The organism is Dethiosulfovibrio faecalis (genome assembly GCF_021568795.1).
Lineage (GTDB): Bacteria > Synergistota > Synergistia > Synergistales > Dethiosulfovibrionaceae > Dethiosulfovibrio > Dethiosulfovibrio faecalis.
The window spans coordinates 1-16,745 of sequence record NZ_JAKGUE010000008.1; the positions used below are offsets into that span (position 1 = coordinate 1).

10 protein-coding genes and 1 pseudogene are annotated in these 16,745 nt (G+C 56.7%); 4 read left to right on the forward strand and 7 right to left on the reverse strand.

Features of this window, described 5'->3' with window-relative positions; translation table 11 throughout:
* From L2W58_RS07075 to L2W58_RS07090, 4 genes and pseudogenes are all read left to right on the forward strand, one after another.
* Nucleotides 1–241: pseudogene (locus L2W58_RS07075) on the forward strand (methyl-accepting chemotaxis protein); the annotation flags it as partial.
* A gap of 58 nt (nt 242–299) precedes the next feature.
* On the forward strand, nt 300–1,385 hold the full coding sequence (tal, locus tag L2W58_RS07080; protein WP_236102652.1) for a transaldolase: 1,086 nt from the start codon (nt 300–302) through the stop codon (nt 1,383–1,385).
* Nucleotides 1,386–1,412: 27 nt separating this feature from the next.
* Nucleotides 1,413–3,566: a methyl-accepting chemotaxis protein gene (locus L2W58_RS07085; RefSeq protein ID WP_236102653.1), complete on the forward strand. Its 2,154-nt coding sequence runs from the start codon at nt 1,413–1,415 to the stop codon at nt 3,564–3,566.
* A 5-nt stretch (nt 3,567–3,571) separates the two neighbouring features.
* A complete protein-coding gene (locus tag L2W58_RS07090; RefSeq protein WP_236102654.1) occupies nt 3,572–4,294 on the forward strand; it encodes a sulfite exporter TauE/SafE family protein in 723 nt (240 codons plus the stop codon).
* A 93-nt stretch (nt 4,295–4,387) separates the two neighbouring features.
* Here the strand turns inward: L2W58_RS07090 and L2W58_RS07095 are convergent, their stop codons facing one another.
* From L2W58_RS07095 to L2W58_RS07125, 7 genes are all read right to left on the reverse strand, one after another.
* Nucleotides 4,388–5,641 carry a hemolysin family protein gene (locus L2W58_RS07095; RefSeq protein WP_236102655.1) on the reverse strand — a complete coding sequence of 418 codons (1,254 nt, stop codon included), beginning with the start codon at nt 5,639–5,641 and terminating at the stop codon, nt 4,388–4,390.
* 78 nt (nt 5,642–5,719) lie between these two features.
* The gene (locus L2W58_RS07100) at nt 5,720–6,790 is read right to left on the reverse strand and encodes an HD domain-containing phosphohydrolase (protein WP_236102656.1); all 1,071 of its coding nucleotides are present in this window, start codon (nt 6,788–6,790) and stop codon (nt 5,720–5,722) included.
* An 11-nt stretch (nt 6,791–6,801) separates the two neighbouring features.
* Nucleotides 6,802–10,188 carry a response regulator gene (locus L2W58_RS07105; RefSeq protein WP_236102657.1) on the reverse strand — a complete coding sequence of 1,129 codons (3,387 nt, stop codon included), beginning with the start codon at nt 10,186–10,188 and terminating at the stop codon, nt 6,802–6,804.
* Nucleotides 10,185–11,027, reverse strand: a complete 843-nt coding sequence (locus L2W58_RS07110) for a transporter substrate-binding domain-containing protein (RefSeq protein WP_236102658.1) — start codon at nt 11,025–11,027, stop codon at nt 10,185–10,187. The genes L2W58_RS07105 and L2W58_RS07110 overlap by 4 nt, the downstream gene beginning before the upstream one ends.
* A gap of 120 nt (nt 11,028–11,147) precedes the next feature.
* A complete protein-coding gene (locus L2W58_RS07115; RefSeq protein ID WP_236102659.1) occupies nt 11,148–12,224 on the reverse strand; it encodes an efflux RND transporter periplasmic adaptor subunit in 1,077 nt (358 codons plus the stop codon).
* Nucleotides 12,221–13,528: a TolC family protein gene (locus tag L2W58_RS07120; RefSeq protein ID WP_236102660.1), complete on the reverse strand. Its 1,308-nt coding sequence runs from the start codon at nt 13,526–13,528 to the stop codon at nt 12,221–12,223. The genes L2W58_RS07115 and L2W58_RS07120 overlap by 4 nt, the downstream gene beginning before the upstream one ends.
* Complete coding sequence (locus L2W58_RS07125; RefSeq protein WP_236102661.1) at nt 13,525–16,644, reverse strand: efflux RND transporter permease subunit; 3,120 nt, start codon at nt 16,642–16,644, stop codon at nt 13,525–13,527. Before L2W58_RS07125 ends, L2W58_RS07120 begins: the two co-directional genes overlap by 4 nt.
* Nucleotides 16,645–16,745 lie beyond the last annotated feature (101 nt).

The window sequence follows — 16,745 nt, forward strand, 5'->3', positions numbered from 1 at the left end:
CGCCTCCGAGGAGCAGACCGCCAGCACCCAGGAGATAGCCCGGGCCATAGACACCATAGCCTCCATGCTTAACGGAGGCCGGGACTCCGCCAAGGACACCGAGAGGGCCGCCAAGGAGATGGCCTCCCGGATGGAGAACCTTCAGATGATAAGGGAGGACCAGCAGAGCCAACTGGCCGAGCTGCGGGAGTTGGTGTCGATCTATCGACTCGTCGAAGATAAACCCGCTTTGAAGGCCTGAAGGGTTGAGAATGTCCTCCGTACGGTCTAATATTGTACGATCGAAGGGAGCGATGGTCATGACCAATATATGGAAGGCGGCCGAGCTGGGGCAGAGCATATGGTGCGACTATATAAGCAGAGAGCTTCTGTCCTCCGGCGGGCTGGACGAGATGATGGAAAAAGGCGTCCGAGGGGTGACGTCGAACCCGGCCATCTTCAACAAGGCCATCTCCAAAGGGGACGGCTACGACGACGCTATAAAGACCATGGCGAAATCGGGAATGTCCGATCTGGATATATACGAGGGGCTGGCTCTGGAGGATATCTCCGATGCGGCGGACCGCATGACCCCGGTGTTCGAGGCCACCGGAGGAACCGACGGCTACGTCAGCCTGGAGGTGGATCCACGCCTGGCCGACGACGAGGAACGCACCGTCTCGGAGGCCCTAAGGCTTAGATCCCTTCTCGGAAGGCCTAACGTGATGATAAAGATCCCCGCAACCGAAGCCGGTATCTCCGCTCTGGAGAGGGCTACCTCCGCTGGAGTGTCGGTAAACGCCACGTTGATATTCTCGGTGGCACAGACCGAGGCGGTGGGAAGGGCCTATATCAGGGGTCTGAAGGCCAGGCTCGACAGAGGCGACGACGTATCGTCGGTCCGTTCGGTTGCGTCCCTTTTCGTCAGCCGTATGGACTCGGCGGTCGATCCCCTTCTTGAGGAGAGGGCTTCGGATCTCATGGGAAAGATCGCCGTCGACAACGCCAGGTTGGCATACAATAGATGGGGAGAGATATTCTCCGGGGCGGATTGGCAGCTCCTTGTCAAGGCCGGGGCCTGCCCTCAGAGGATGCTCTGGGCCAGCACAGGCACTAAGAATCGATCCTACAGGGATACCCTCTACGTGGAGGAGCTTATCGGTCCAGACACGGTGAACACCGTGCCTCCTGCGACCATGGATGCCTTTTTGGATCACGGGGAAGTGGAGAACAGAGTCGCTTTCGACCTGGACGGGGCTTTTCACAGAAGACAGAGGCTCGCCGATCTCGGGGTGGATCTGGATCGAATATGCGACGGGTTGAGAGAGAGCGGAGTGGACGCCTTCGTAACCGCCTTCGACGAGCTCTTGAAGGCGGTGGAAGAAAAGGCGTCTAGCTTCAGATAGATCCAGGCTAAAAAATAGGAGGGCGACATGAAGATATCGACTAAATTAGTCGGCGGGTTTCTCGCCGTGGCCGCCATATGTGCGGTCGTCGGAACCGTAGGTTATCGAGGGATGTCGGTCCTTTCCGGCTCTCTGAACGTGCTGGGCACGGAGAAGGTCCAGGCCCTCAAACTGGTGGAGGAGATAAACTCGGAGCAGCTTACGGTAGCCAAGTCGGCGGCCCAGCTCCTTCAGGAAGGGCTTCCGCTGGAGAGGCGTCAGGAACTCTACGAATCCATAAGGCATGGGTTCGTCAGGGCAGATAGGGCCGTAGAGGTTTTTTCGACCATCCCGAAGTCCTCAATGGAACAGATGGCATGGGATTCTTTCGGTCCATCCTGGGAGAGCTGGAAGGGAAGCGTCGAGGGGTTTTTGACCATGTGCGACGAGCTCGACGGTTTCGGCATAGCCGCTCCGACCGCCTTCGAGGCCGACCTGGCAAAGCTCCTGTCCAAGCACGAGGACTGGGTCATAAAGCTCAGCGAGGCCATAGTTACCCAGACCAATTTTACCGGGGAGCTCGACCCCACCAAATGCGAACTCGGGGGGTTCTTAAGCTCGTTTCATACGGACAACGGCAAACTGGCCGATATCTTCAAGCTCATATCGTTACAGCATGAAAAGCTGCACAAGGGTGCGGCCTTCATAAACAAGCTGATAGACAGAAAGGGAACCATCTCCAACGATGTCATGAGAGAGAGGCTCGAGCTGGCTTACGTCAGCAGAATCCTTTCTCCTCTGGCCAACATGAGGGGGCTTTTCAAGAAGGCCTCCGATGTGGCCCAGTTGTCGGTGGAAAAATACGAGGAGATGGCCCGTTTCTACGGGGAGGAGATGCTCCAGGGACAACAGGCCGTGGTGTCCGTAATGGACGACGTCATCGCCGTGACAGACGGTGAGGTTAACTCCGCCGCCAAGAACGGCATGGCCATGGCTAAAAAGTCGGCCAGGACCGCAATGGTGTCGGTTGCTATCGGTGTCGTCCTGGCTTTGGGACTTGGTTTCCTTTTGTCTCGATCCATAACCGGTCCTATAGCCTCGGTGGTGCGTTTTGCCGAGAAGGGCAGAGACGGGGATCTAACCCTGGAGGAATCGGACTTCCAGGTGGGGTCGGGCGGCGAGATGGCCCGGATGGCCGGAGCCCTGGCGGAAATGGTGTCCAAGCAGAGAGACGTCGTCCGGCGGATTTTGCGACAGGCCGGAGAGTTTTCCGATGGATCCGGCACCCTGGCGGCGTTGGCCGAGGAGATGAACGCCTCCATGGCAGAGGTCCAGTCCGCGGTGGACAAGGTGGCACAGTTGGCGGAGAACGGAGCGGCCGCCTTGCAGCAGACCTCCGCAGGGGTGGAGGAGATCGCCGCCGGTGCCGAGAGGACCGCCAAGTTCTCCAAGGAAACCGCCGACGCGGCCGAGGAGGGACGGCGTAGCACCGATGAGGCCGCCTCCGAGATGGGCAATACCATAGACGAGGTTCACGGTCTCGGGGAGTTCACCGTCAAGACAAAGGACAACATCTCCGATCTCTCCAAATCGGTGGACGCCATCGCCGGTTTTGTCACCACCATAACGACCATCGCCGACCAGACCAATTTACTCGCGCTCAACGCCGCCATAGAGGCAGCCAGGGCAGGAGAGGCCGGCAGGGGTTTCGCGGTGGTGGCCGAGGAGGTCCGCAAGTTGGCGGAGGAGTCGGCCGGAGCGGCCCAGGAGGTATCCAAGCTCATAGACGAGCTGACCGATAAGGCCCGTCAGTCCGTGTCGGTCGCGGGCAAGACTGAGAAAATGGTGGAGGACGTCATAGAGAAGGCGGAGAACTCCAGGGATAAGCTAAGGACGGTCCTGAACCAGGTGGACAGGATCACCGAAGGGGTCGAGGAGATGGCCAAGGTGGCGGAGAACCAGTCGGCCTCGTCTCAGGAGATGGCTTCCGCTATAGAGTCGGTATCCAGGACGGTCATGGAGGTCTCGGAGATGATGGAAACGGTCCGTACCGCAACGGACGAGACGGCTAGGGCAGCCGACGGGGTTTCCCAGGAGGCCCAGACCATGTCCGGTAGGGCGGACGATCTGGTGTCCCTCGTCAAGGTATTCAAGGTGGATCGCCAGGACCGGGCCTCAGGGCTCGAGCCGGTAGAGGGCTAGCGATCGTGAACTCTCTGATCTGGGGCGGTGCGGCGATCTTCGCCGGCAGCCTCGTCCAGGGATGTGCCGGGTTCGCCTTCTCTCTGGTGGCTGCGCCTTTTCTACTGTTCTTTCTCTCCCAGCAGGTGGTCATTCCCATGCTGGTTTTGGTCAGCATGGGGCTCAACGTGATGGTCTTAAAGGACTGCTGGTCCTCTCTGGATTTCAGAAAGGTGCTGCCCATACTGGCTGGAGGGGTGATCACACTGCCGTTGGGAATATGGATCTTGACGGCCTTGGATCCCAGGGCTTTCAGGCTGTTCGTGGGGACCTTCATCGTCCTGGTGGCTATGGTGATGCTCTCGGGATGGAGGAAGCCCCTTCCCTACAGCATCTGGGCTCTGGGCCCCATCGGGATGGTCAGCGGCATCCTGAACGGCAGTCTCTCCATGAGCGGACCTCCGGTGGTGCTCTTCCTGACGAATCAGGGAACGGGAAAGGACGAGTTCAGGGCCAATCTGGCCGCGTATTTCATGTCGTTGAACGTCGCCACCATCTCCCTTTACGCCTTCAAGGGTGTCCTGACCGCTCAGGTGCTGGCGATAACCGGAGCCTACGTGCCTGTGTTGCTGGTTGGAACCTGGCTGGGGATAAAGGTGTCCAGGCTCTTGCCGGAGGAGGTCTTCAGGAAGATAACCCTGTCTCTGATAATAATGACCGGAGCGGTATTGATAGGCTCGAACCTTTAACGATAATCGTAGAAAACCCCGAGAGGAAGCTTCCTCTCGGGGCTTTTTTTATGGTATCTACTCGGGTAGGGTTGCTAGCGGACGTGATCTTTCTTAAGGCTCTCTCGTGATTCGTACCTTGTGTATTCTCTGTCCCGACAGCTTTGAGACCTGGAAGGTAAAGTTCTCCCATTTTACCTCCGCGCCGGTCTCCGGAAGGGTCTTGAACTGTTCGAGAAGCCATCCGCTCAGCGTGGTGGAGTCGGTCTCCGGCTCGTATGGGACGTCCAGAAAGGCCTCGAAAAGCCTCTTTATGTAGATGTCCCCGTTGGCCATGTAGACGTTCTCCTCTATCTTGGTGACGTTCTCCTTTATGTCGTCGTGCTCGTCGTATAGCTCTCCAACCAGCTCCTCCAGCAGGTCCTCCAGGGTCACTATGCCGGAGGTCCCGCCGTATTCGTCCAGCACCACCGCCATGTGGGTGTGGCTGGATCGGAGTATCTTGAGACTGTCCATGAGGCTGGCGCTTCCCGCTATGAGGATGGGGCGCTTCATCATGTCCCGGATAACCGGTTTTTTGCCGGAGGTTACGGCGGCCAGGTAGTCCTTCTCGTAGAGTATGCCCACTATGTTGTCTATCGAGCCCTGGTAGACCGGTATCCTGGAGTAGTGGTTTGCAACTATCAGTCCTGTCACTACCGAGGGATCGTCGTCTACCTCTATGGCGAAGAGGTCCACCCTGGGAGTCTGGACCTCCCAGACCTCCAGACCGTTGAAGTTGACGGCGTTCTCCACCAGCTCCCTCTCTGAGAGGGGGAGGGTTCCCTCTCCTCCCATGGTGTCCACTATGCTGAGCAGCTCGTCGTGGGTCACCGTGGGTATCAGGGTTCCTCCGGTTCTGCCGTGTCTCAGGGCGGAGGTTATCCTGGAGGTGAGGGCGCAGACCGGGTTCAACACGGACACGAAGAACTTCACCATCGGGGCCGAGGCCAGGGCGAAGGGTTCTGCCCTGTCCTTGACCAAGGCCTTGGGCAATATCTCCCCGAACAGTATTATGAGGATCGTCATAAGTACGGTGGCGTAGACCGCTCCTATAGGGCCGAACATGGATGTCAGGACGGCGGTGGCGGCGGATGTTATAAGTATGTCCACGATGTTGCCGCCTATCAGTATGGCCGAGACGGTGCGGTTGAAGTCCTTGGCCAGCTCCATGGCGCTGGATGCGCCTGGCCTCTCCTCCTCTACGAAGCGGCGGAGCCTGATCTTGTTTACGCTGGAGAAGGCCGTCTCGCTGGCGGAGAAGAAGGCCGACAGTGCGAAAAGAAGGACGAAGATTATAAGAGCGCTGAAAAGTGTTCCAGTTGCCATAAGAGATCCTCCGAAAGATGCAGTCTTTTTATGTCCCCATCGGTTCATTATTACAGGTGCAGGGACAGATATAGGAGTCTAGATCTGAGCCTGTTTTTCCATCTCGTAACGTCTTTCTATTTTCTCTTCCAGGGATATAAAGGCCTCGACCGTCTTGGGGCAGAACTGGATTCCCGCCAGCGATCGTATCTCCTCGAAGCCCCAATCGACTGATTTCGCTTCCTTGTAGGGCCTGGGACTGACCATGGCGTCGAAACTGTCGGCCACCGCCACGATACGGCCGTAAAGGGGGATTTCCTCGCCTTTCAGCCCCTTAGGATACCCCGATCCATCCCATCTCTCGTGATGGTTCAACGCCACCGATGCGGCGGTCATAAGGACTCCGGATGAGAATCGGCTGAGAAGTCTCCACCCGAATATCGGGTGCTGTTTCATTATCTCCCATTCTCGATCGTTGAGAGCTCCGGGTTTTAAGAGGATCGAGTCTGGGACGCCGATCTTTCCGATGTCGTGGAGAGGAGCTGCCAGCCCCAGGGAGAGAACCTCGTCCTCCGGCTCTCCCATCTTTCTGGCCAGGGCCATGGACAGCCAGCCGACCCGGGAGGTGTGTTCGTAGGTATCGTTGTCCCTCATCTTGGCGATGAGGTTGAGGGTTTTCAGCAGGTCGGAGAGGAGGTTTTCGTTTTTGCTGGCTATTATGTCCATCGATCTTCGGTCTTCCGCATGGAAGCTTTCGAAGCCCTCTATCTGGCTGGCGAAGTTGTGTCTGTAGACGTAGAAGCTCGACGCTTTCAGGGCCAGTTCCAGCCTGGTGGCCAGCTGGTTGGGATCCACCGGCTTGGTCATGTAGTCGTCCGCTCCGGCCATGACGGCCCTCTTCACCGTCTCGGCGCTGTCGTCGGAGGTCAGCATTATTATCACCGCAGGTATTCCCATGGCCCTTATCCTGCCGGTGGTCTCTATGCCGTCCATTTCCGGCATTACTACGTCCATGAGTATCATGTCGACGTCAGAGTCGGTCCCCAGCAGCATGGACAGGGCTTCCTCTCCACTTTCGGCCTCCATCACCCTGTAGCCGAGGTTCTTTATCCCCAGGGTCAGGACTTTGCGGGTTATCCTGTCGTCCTCAACTATCAGTACCGTAGCCATCGTGGACCCCCTTATCGCTCTCGTTCTACGTACTTTTTCCAGCCGCCTCTTTTCAGTTCGTCCGTCAGTTTTCTCAGAGATAGTTCGAGTTCTTTAAACACCCCGACGGAGGCGGTAAGATCGGCTTCCTTGGCAAGTCTTTCAAGTCGGACGCATATCTCCCAGGATTCCAGGGCTCCCACCGTTCCAAGCGATCCTTTCAGGCCGTGAGCCGCCTTGGCCGTTCTCTCCGACGATCTATCCGCCACGGCCTGAGACAAGCTCTCCAGCTGGGACGGTAGATTTTCAATAAAATCGCCGATGACCTCCTCCATTATGGCCTGGTCCTTCCCAACCATTTCCAGAAGCGCCGCGACCCTGCCGGGATCCAGGATTCCATCGGATTTCTTTACCGAAGGAGGCGTGCTTCCGGTCTCCGGAAGCAGGGCAGTTACGGCCCGGAACAGCTCCTCTCTGTTGACCGGTTTGGTCACTATGTCGTCGACCCCAGATTCCAGTATGGCCGATTTTTCCTCCGCCATGGCGTAGGCTGTAAGGGCTATTACCGGAAGTCTGGGACGTCCCGATCGGAGTTCCTCCCGTCGGATCTCCCTGGTGGTCTCCTTTCCGTCCATTACCGGCATCTGTACGTCCATCAGAACCAGGTCCGGCCTGGTCTCGTCTATCTTTTTCAGAGCCTCCACTCCGTTTGTAGCCAGGTCCACCTGAAAGCCCCGTCTTTCCATGGTCCTTATCATTATCCTGGCGTTGAATTCGTTGTCCTCCACGACCAAGACCGATTTTCCGACACCGAACAGATCCTGATCTCCTTGCTCTAGAGGCGTCGATTCTCCTTCCTCCGGGGTTATGGATTTTATCAGGGTCCTCTTCAGGACGCTGTCCGGGATGGGTTTCGTCAGAAACCAACGTATTCCGAGGTCCCTGCATCTGGATTTTACATCCGGACCGTCGAGAGAGCTGAGCATTATGGCCGCCTCCGGCACCGCGTCTGCTTGGTCCAGCCTTTCGAGCACGGTGGGTCCGTCCATGTCTGGCATATGGCAGTCCAGTATCATTATGTCCGCCGATATCCGATTTTCTCCTGTCAGCATGTTCAGGGCTTCCTTGCCCGATTTCGCCTGGCGAACCTCCATGCCCCAGGCGGAAAGCTTGCGGCTCAGAATGGCCCTGTTGGTCTCGTTGTCGTCCACTATCAGGGCCGAACGGGATCTCAGGTCGGGATGGAGATTCTGCCTGTTCCGGTCTTCCACCGTCAGAGGAATAGCGAAGCTGAAGACGCTTCCCTTTCCGGGAACGCTTTGGACCTTTAGCTCGCCTCCCATCATCTCCACCAGCTTTTTACATATGGAGAGGCCCAGTCCTGTGCCTCCGTAGCGTTTTGTAGTGGATACGTCGGCCTGTACGAAGGGAGAGAAGATTCTGGTTATGTCTTTTTCGGACAGACCTATTCCTGTGTCCTCGACCTTTATCTCGACCGAGTCCATCTTTGCGGTTTTCTCCGTCGCTTTCACCGACATCAGGACCTCCCCTTCGTCGGTGAATTTAACCGCGTTGCTCAGCAGGTTGACCATTATCTGCCTTATCCTCACCGAATCGCCTATGTAGCTTTCCGCCAGGTCCTCGTCTACGTCGACGTTCAGTTCCAGACCCTTGCCGTGGGTTCCCTTGGCGAGGCAGCTGGCCGCCTTCCAGGCGATCTCTCCCAGGTCGAAGGGATGGCTGTCTATCTCCATGTGTCCCGATTCGATCTTGGAGATGTCCAGTATGTCGTTGATTATATCCATCAGCGAACAGGAAGCCTCGTGTATCGTCTCCAGGCATTCCCTTTGTTCCTCGTCGTAGGTGGTCTCCAGAGCGAGTTCGGTCATTCCCACAACGGCGTTCATAGGGGTTCTGATCTCGTGGCTCATGTTGGCCAAAAAGGTACTCTTCGCCTTGTTGGCCCTCTCCGCCTCTTCCTTAGCCTCTCTGAGCTCGACGGCGTTTTTGATGAGGGCCGTGACGTCCTCCATCACCCCTACCACCCCGGGATTGTCCTCGTTCGACTGGAAGCACGCCTGATTGAAGAAAAAACGGTATTCCTGGCCATCGATGTCCATGGGTAGCTGGAATCGGACCGGTTCGCTGTCGTTCAGGATCCTTTCGCCGAGGTCCATTAGCTTTTCAGTTACCTTCGTAGGCAGCAGCTCTCCCATGGATGTGCCGACCATTCCCCATCCCTCTCTGCCCAGCAGGGAGGAAAAGGCCCTGTTACACCCCAGTATTATGCCGTTTTTATCGAAGTAGTAAACCGGGTTGGGGATCGTATCCAAAAGAACCTGCATGAAGGACAGCTGTCCCTGAAGGGCGCTTTCCGCTTTTTTGCGTTCCCTTATCTCGGTCTTCAGCCTTTCGTTGTGTTCTTTTACAGTTATCTGGTTTTTCTCAGCTTCGTCGACCCTGGCCTTCAATATAACGGCCTGGGTGTTTTCCCTCAGGAGGAAGAGTCCTCCTCCCAGGAGAAGCAGAGCGGAGGCTCCCATTATTATCAGGTTCCCGTAGGGGGTGGCGGAGCCGAAGACCCTGTCTCTGGGGGTCACGAGGAAGAGGAGCAAAGACGCTCCCGGAACCTCGGCCTTGGCGGCCAGGACCTTGGTGGGCTTGTCATCCTCTCCCACCTTAATCTCCATCGGTTTCTCCGCTCCCTCTAGGTGATGGAATATCTTGCTGGCCTCATGGGGGTTCTCGAACGGCGAGGTTACCCTCTGGCCGTTCCATGTGGTGAGGAATATGTTGTTCCACGGTTCTGTGCTCTGTCTCGCCCTGAGTCTGGTCAGTATGTCCGACGGGGTCATCCACAGCACTATCTGTCCCTCGTAGTTCCCCTTGTAGAAGTAGGGATAGGATATGACCAGTTGGCTCTCTCCGTTCTCCCACTCGGTTATGATCCGCCCCGAGGGGTTCAGGGTGTAGCGGTATTTGAGCCAATCGGGAGGGTTGCCCTGTACGGCCGGGGTCACTGCGAGGGGGCTGCCGTCGTCCAGTATGACCGCTATTCTGGAGTAGACCATGTCGTTTTCGAACGTTGTGTTCTGGAGCTTCCTCTTCAGCAGGGCCTGAAGGTTTTCCTGGCTGGCCTTCAACCCGTATTCCCTGGACATACCTAGGTCCCGTCCCTGAAAGTAGGCGGTGAGTTCCTTGCTCTCGGCTATGTCGTAGGCATCCTGTCTTCTCTCGAACAGTATATAGCCCATTATGGAGGCCATGTTGTCCGCCTGTATCTGAAGAGCCCGTACCGTCTGTCTTTCGAACGATCTCTGTGACCGGTAGTTCACCACTATCAGGACAGCTATCAGGGCCAGGAAAAGCCCGACCGACACAGCCAGGGCCTTCTTGAGCACAGGCAAGGAACGCTTCATGGGAATTCCCTTATGGACGGATAGTATTCCTCCACCATGAGGGAGTACTCTCCTTTGTCCACCAGTTCGGAGAAGAACCTCTCGAATTCCTCTCTCAGGTCGGATTCCTTGGGAAAGGCCACTGCCATCTCCTGTTTTTGGGATATCGGTCCGATCACCTTGATCTGTCCGGGCCACGAGGCCAGACCGACCAGGACGTCCGGAACGTCCAGCAGAACCAGCTCCGAGCGGCCGGAGATAAGGGCTGGGACCAGGTCGTTCAGGTTCCCCTCGAAGGTAATAAGATCTTTAGCCAGACCCCTCAGTCCGTACAGGTTGGGATCCAGGCAGGTGCCGGGACAGCCCATGAGAGACCTGCCCCGGATCAATTCTTTAGTCTCCTCTATATCTTTCGTCAGGTAGCCCGACGGTTTTATGGGCCTTATCGGGTTGTTGGCCCTGGTAACGAGCCAGACCTGGGTGGTGAAGGTGGGGCTGGAGAAATCTATCAGCTTCTTTCTCCAGTCCAGGACCGTAAGGCCGGAGGCTATAAGATCTCCTCTTATAGGTCTCTTTGCGTCGGAAAGAGACCCGTCTTTTTTTATATCTCTTCCAAGGAGATCTGGTATGAGATTTTCCCAGTCCGTCGGGACGAAAGAGTATTTCACCCCGAGGAAGGAGGCGAATCTTCTCATCAGTTCCACATCGAGTCCGTCTCCGCTTCCGCTCACGAAGTGAGCGTAGGGCACGCCGAGATGGCGAAGTTCTCCTCTCTTCCTGATATCCTTAAGGCCTTCCCCCTGGGCGGACGATACGCACAGAGCCGACAGGAGCAGGAAGAGAAAAATCGTTCGTTTCATGGATATCCCTCCTCTATAGGAAACACTACCACCTCTTCCATTATACATCTCGTTTCTTCAGAGAAGACGAAAGGGACGCCTTAAGGCGTCCCTTTCGTCTTCTCTGAAGGTATAATCGTTTTAACGAATCGTTACCTGGTCTCCATCGGAGAGGTTTCTTCCTCCTAGGACGATCAGTTGATCTCCTTTAGCAAGCCCATCCTGTACGTTGACGTTCCTTCCGACGGATCGCCCCAATGAGACAGGCTTCTTTCTCGCCTTTCCGTCTTCCACCACGAAGACGAAGGAGCCGTCTTCCTCGGAGATCACCGAGTCCATCGGTATCATCACGGCGTTTTCCATGGTTTCCTCAACGATGAAAACCCTGGCGAACATGCCAGGCTTGAGGTCTCCATCGTTCTCCACGGCTACCTCCACCTGTGTCGTCCTGGTACTGGGATCTACGAAGGGTCTGACCCGATAGACCTTGCCATCCAGTTTTGCCTCCCCTACCGTCACGAAGGCCTTCATTCCCTGTTCTATCAGTCTGGCGTGGCTTTCCGGAGCCTGGATGACCGCTTTAAGCCTGGAGATGTCCGCGATCTGTGCCAGAGAGGTCTGAGGGGTTATCATCTCTCCCGGGGTCCTGGAGTAGTCGTTTACCACTATTCCCTGAATGGACGCCTTCAGCGTGTATTCGGACAGGTCTACCTGTAGCTTCTCCAGGTTGGCCATGTTCTGTCGGACCTGGGCTCTGCTGAGATCTACCGCCGCCTTGGCGGTACGATAGACCGTTTCCTTCGAGTCCAGCTGTTGCTGGGTGGAGAACCCCTCCTTGACCAGCCTGAGATAGCGATCTCTCTCCCTCTTGGCGTTTTCAAGCTCCGCCATGGCTTGGGCTACCTGTGCCTGGGCGACGGCTATCTGTGCTTTGGCCTGAGATATCTGGGCGTCGACGTCCCTGTGGTCCAGCTCAGCTATAGGGTCTCCGGGAGATACCGAGTCGCCCTGTTTCACGAAGACCTTTATCAGCCTTCCGCTTACCCTGGGGTAGAGGGTAACCTCGTCTATGGCCTCCAGGGTGCTGTTCTCGGAGAAGCCTCTTTCAACCTTGGGCGTTATCTCCACCGTCTGAACGGTCACGACGGCGTTTTGGGCGAACCCGGCGGAACTCCAAAGCAATATGGAGGCCAGAACTGTGACAACAGCTGTTCTCATCTTTCTTCACCTCCGTCTTCTTTCAGGACATGGGATACCAGCTCTCCCTCGGTTCTCTCCAGGGCCGCCACCTGGACGGAATAGGCGCTGACCGCCGTGGCGTGTTCCTTTCTGGCCTTGGTGTAGGATGCCTGGGCGTCCAGGACGTCTATCTGGGTGCTGACTCCCTCTCTGTAGCCTACCTGGGCCAACCTAAGGGATTCCGAGGCCAGTTCGAGATCTTTCGACGTGGATTCCACCGCCTGTCCAGCCGTTTCGAGATTTAACCAGGCCTGGGAGACCTCGCTTCTTATGGCCTCCCGAAGCTTTTGGAGGTCCAGCTCTTTCTGTCTCAGGTTGGCCTTTTCCCTCATTATCTGGGCCTTGGTCACGTTTCTGTCCAGTATTGGGACGTCCACCTCCAGGGCTATCTCCCAGTCGTCGTCGTCGGTACCGTCGCTTTCCTTGGGGTCGTCCCAGGAGTAGGAGGCTTTCAGATCGACCTTAGGTCTCAGCCCGCTGGCGGCCACCTGTATCTCCTGTCGCTGTATCTCCAGCGATGAAAGTGACGCCTTCAGGTCCGGCCTGTTCGCCATGGCTCTTTCGAGAGATCCCTCCCTGTCGCCGATGTATGGCACGAAGTCGAGATCTCCCGAGATATCCACGTCCGACTCGGGGTCCATCCTCAGAGTGGTCAAAAGGGCGATCTTAGCCGATTCCAGGTCGTTGACGGCGGTTATAAGCTGGGTTCTGTAGCCGCTCAGCTGCTGTTCCGCTCTGGTGACCTCGAAACGGTTCGCTACGCCCAGGGCCTCCTTCTTTACGACTTCCTTCAGGTGACTCTCGGCGAAGGCCATCGAGTCCCTGGCGGCAGCGACGTTTTCCCTCAAGTGGAGAACGTCGTAGAACTGTCGTATGACCGAGTATGCCACGGTTTCCTTTGAGTCGGTCACCGCCTCCAGAACCGAGTTCTCGTAGGCCTGGGATTGTTTGAGCAAAGCGGTGGCCTTTCCTCCTGTGTAAACCGGCTGGGTGGCAGTTATCGATATGCCGTAGGAGTTTGCCTCCTCCGCAAGAGCGTGTCTCTCGTCCTGTCTTTTGTATTTTCCTCCCAGGGAAAGAGATGGAAAGAGAGCGGATCGGGCGACCAGCTTTCCCGCCTCGCTCTTGTCCATGTCCTGGACGCTCTTCAGAACCTCTATTCCCTCTTCCACCCCTATTCTGACCGCTTCCTTTAGGGTCAGAGGGGTCGCTGATGCGGGAGGTGCGGCGGAAAGTATCGCCATCATCGCTACGGCTATACCTATCGTTTTCTTCGATTTCATCTGGTTGCGTTACCCCTTTCGGATGTCTGTCCGGGAAGCCGTCCTGAGGCTGCCATCCTGCGTCCTCTGACGATCGCGCCCGCTCTGGAGAAAACTCTCTTCACTCGATCAGTCATGTCGTCGACGATCAGGTATATTACCGGGATGACCACCAGAGTCAGGAGGGTGGCGGTGAACAGGCCCCCTATGACCGTTATGGACATAGGCTGTCTTATCTCGCCTCCTTCGCTGAGTCCCAGTGCTATCGGAAGCATTCCGACCATGGTGGAGCAGGTGGTCATGAGTATCGGCCTCAGCCTCAGAGGTGCGGCTTTCATTATGGCCGATATCTTGTCCATGCCCTGTTCCCTGTGTTGGTTGGCGAAGTCGACCAGCAGTATGGCGTTGTTCACCACTATCCCCACCAGCAGGATTATGCCCATGAAGCTCATCACGCTGAGCCTTACTCCGGCTAACAGTAGAAGGCCGAAGGCACCGGCGGTCATCAGGGGCAGGGCGAACATGATGGTGAGGGGGTGCATGAAGGACTCGAACTGTATCGCCATCACCATGTAGACCAGCAGTATGGCGAATGCCAGGGCGGTCGTGAGAGATGCGAAGCTCTCCCTCATGTTCTCCGTGTCCCCTGCGGGGGACATGGTTACGGATCCGTCCGACGGGGCGTAACGGTCGAAGATGTCCTCGAGCTGTACGATCCCCTCGCCGGGGGATATGCCGTCGGTGTTGGCCCCTATCTCCAGGGACCTCTGTCTGTTGTGTCTCTTTATTACATTGGGAGCCATCTCTATCCTTGGGGTCACCAGGCCGGGAAGTCTCACGAGCTCGCCGTCTCCCCCCCGAACCGCGATGTCCGAGATCTTTTCAGGCGCATCCCGATCCTCCGCTCCGGCTCTGAGCCTTATGTCGTAGCGATAGCCTCCCTCTTTGAAGCTCCCGGCGTTGGTCCCTCCGAAATAGGTCTTTATCTCAGTCGACAGGTCTCTCATGCTGATACCCAGATCGTCGGCGAGGTTTCTGTCTATGTCCAGGTTTATCCTGGGTTTGTTCATTCTGAGGTCGGTGGTTATGTCCACCAGGCCGACGCTCTTTTGCTCCAGCTCTGCCTTCATGGCCTCTCCTATGTCGGCCAACTCTTCGGTGCTGTCTCCCTGAAGGACCAGCGATATGTCCGATCCTCCCCAACGTCCCAGTGTGATGTCCACGTCTCGATAGACCGCCAGCTTCTTGCGGTATTCTCCCATTATGACGTAGAAGGGAGGCCTTTCGTCTCTGGGTACCAGCTCAACTGTTATCGTACCTTTATAGACTTCGCCGCCCTGTCCCGACCCCGCTGTTCCGTAGGTGTAGACCACCCTGGGGTCCTGACGGACCAAGTTACCCAGTTCCAGGAGGAAGTCCTCCGTCTGTTGCAGAGATGCCTCGGCGGAAAGCTCGAAGTTTATCTTGAATCGTCCCCTGTCCTCGTTGGGGAAAAACTCCGATCCCAGTCGACCAGCCATCAGGAGTCCGGAAACGAATATTGCCACCGCCACTATCAGGGTTATCAGCCTATGCCTTACGGCTGCTCCGAGCAAGCCGGTGTAGAGCCGCTCCAATGCCAGGAAAGGGGCCTCCATGGCTCTGGTGAGGGCCGACTCTGTCTGTCGTCCCAGTATTCTGGAGCAGAGGAACGGCGTCAGCGTCAGGGAGAGTATCAGCGATATCAGTATGGTCATGGCCACGGTTATTCCGAAGGCGTAGAAGAACCGTCCTATTATGCCGCTCATAAAGGCCACCGGCAGGAACACCGCCATGGTGGTAGCGGCTCCTGCCAGGACGGAGAACCCTACCTCGGTTCCTCCGTCGGCGGAGGACCTCATGGCGGTCTTGCCCATCTCCCTGTGACGGTGGATATTCTCCATCACGACTGTGGTGCTGTCGACCACCATGCCGACAGCCAGGGATAGCCCCAGCATGGTCATGTTGTTTATGGTTATTCCGAGACCGTCGAGTACGATCAGTGTCCCTATGAGGCATACCGGTATGGTTATGACCGCCACGAAGGTGGCCCTTATGGTGCGGAGGAACAGGAACATTATGATCGAGGTCATCATGATTCCCATGATTATGTCTCCTCTGACGCCGTTCATGGACCTTATGATGAACCGAGAGGTGTCCTGGACGATCTTCAGCGATATGCCCTTCGGAGCGGCGGCGTTAAGCTTCTCCACCATTGCCTTTACGTCCTTGGCCAGGGCCACCTCGTTGGTGCCCCTCTGCTTACGGATCTGTATGAGGATGGTTTCCTTTCCGTCGTAGGTGGCTACGCTCCGTCGATCCTCGAAACCGTCCTCCACCCGGGCTACGTCCTTCAGCCTCACCAGTGCGCCGTTTCTTCGGGCCACCGCCATCTGGCTAAGTGCCTCTATGGAGCCGTATTCTCCGGCCAGCCTGATGCCGAACTCCTGGCTTTCCGACTCTATCCTTCCGGCGGGGAGCTCGACGTGCTTCTCGTTGATGGCGTTCTTGACGTCCGTGGCGGTCAATCCCCTAGCCTGTAGGGCTATGGGATCCAGCCAGACTCTTATCTCCCTCTCCCTTAGTCCGACCGCCTGGGCGTTGCCGACTCCCTTCACGGTTTGGAGCCTCTGCCTCGCGATCTTGTCCACGTAGGTGGAGGTGGATCTCATGTCGGCGGTGCTGTTGACCGCTATGGTCATGACGGCCATGTCGTCGAAGCTGAACTTGTCCACCACCGGGTCGTCCGCCTCGTCGGGCAGACTTCCTCTGGCCAGGTTCACCTTGGCCCTGACGTCCGATGCTGCCACGTCTACGTCCTTGTCCAACTGGAACTCTATGGCTATCACCGATCTTCCCTCGTAGCTGCTGGAGTCGATGTTCTTTATGCCGTCTATGGTGTTGATCTGCTCTTCCAGCACGTCGGTGATGTCGTTGTCCACCACCGCCGGGCTGGCTCCCTCCATGGTGGTCTGAACCATTACGTAGGGCAGGTCGACGTTGGGCATCCTTTCCATCCCCATGTTGGCGAAGGCGTATATCCCGAACACTATCAGGGCTGTGGTCAGTATTACCACCGTGACCGGTCTTTTTAGGGCTGTCTCTATGAGCTTTCTCATGGGATCTTCTCCTCTGTTTTTCTGGGGAGTTCCAAGACGGTCTCCCACGGTTGTTTTAACTAGTTAACGGAGGCCATTTTATGGATTCTACGGGGTTAAGT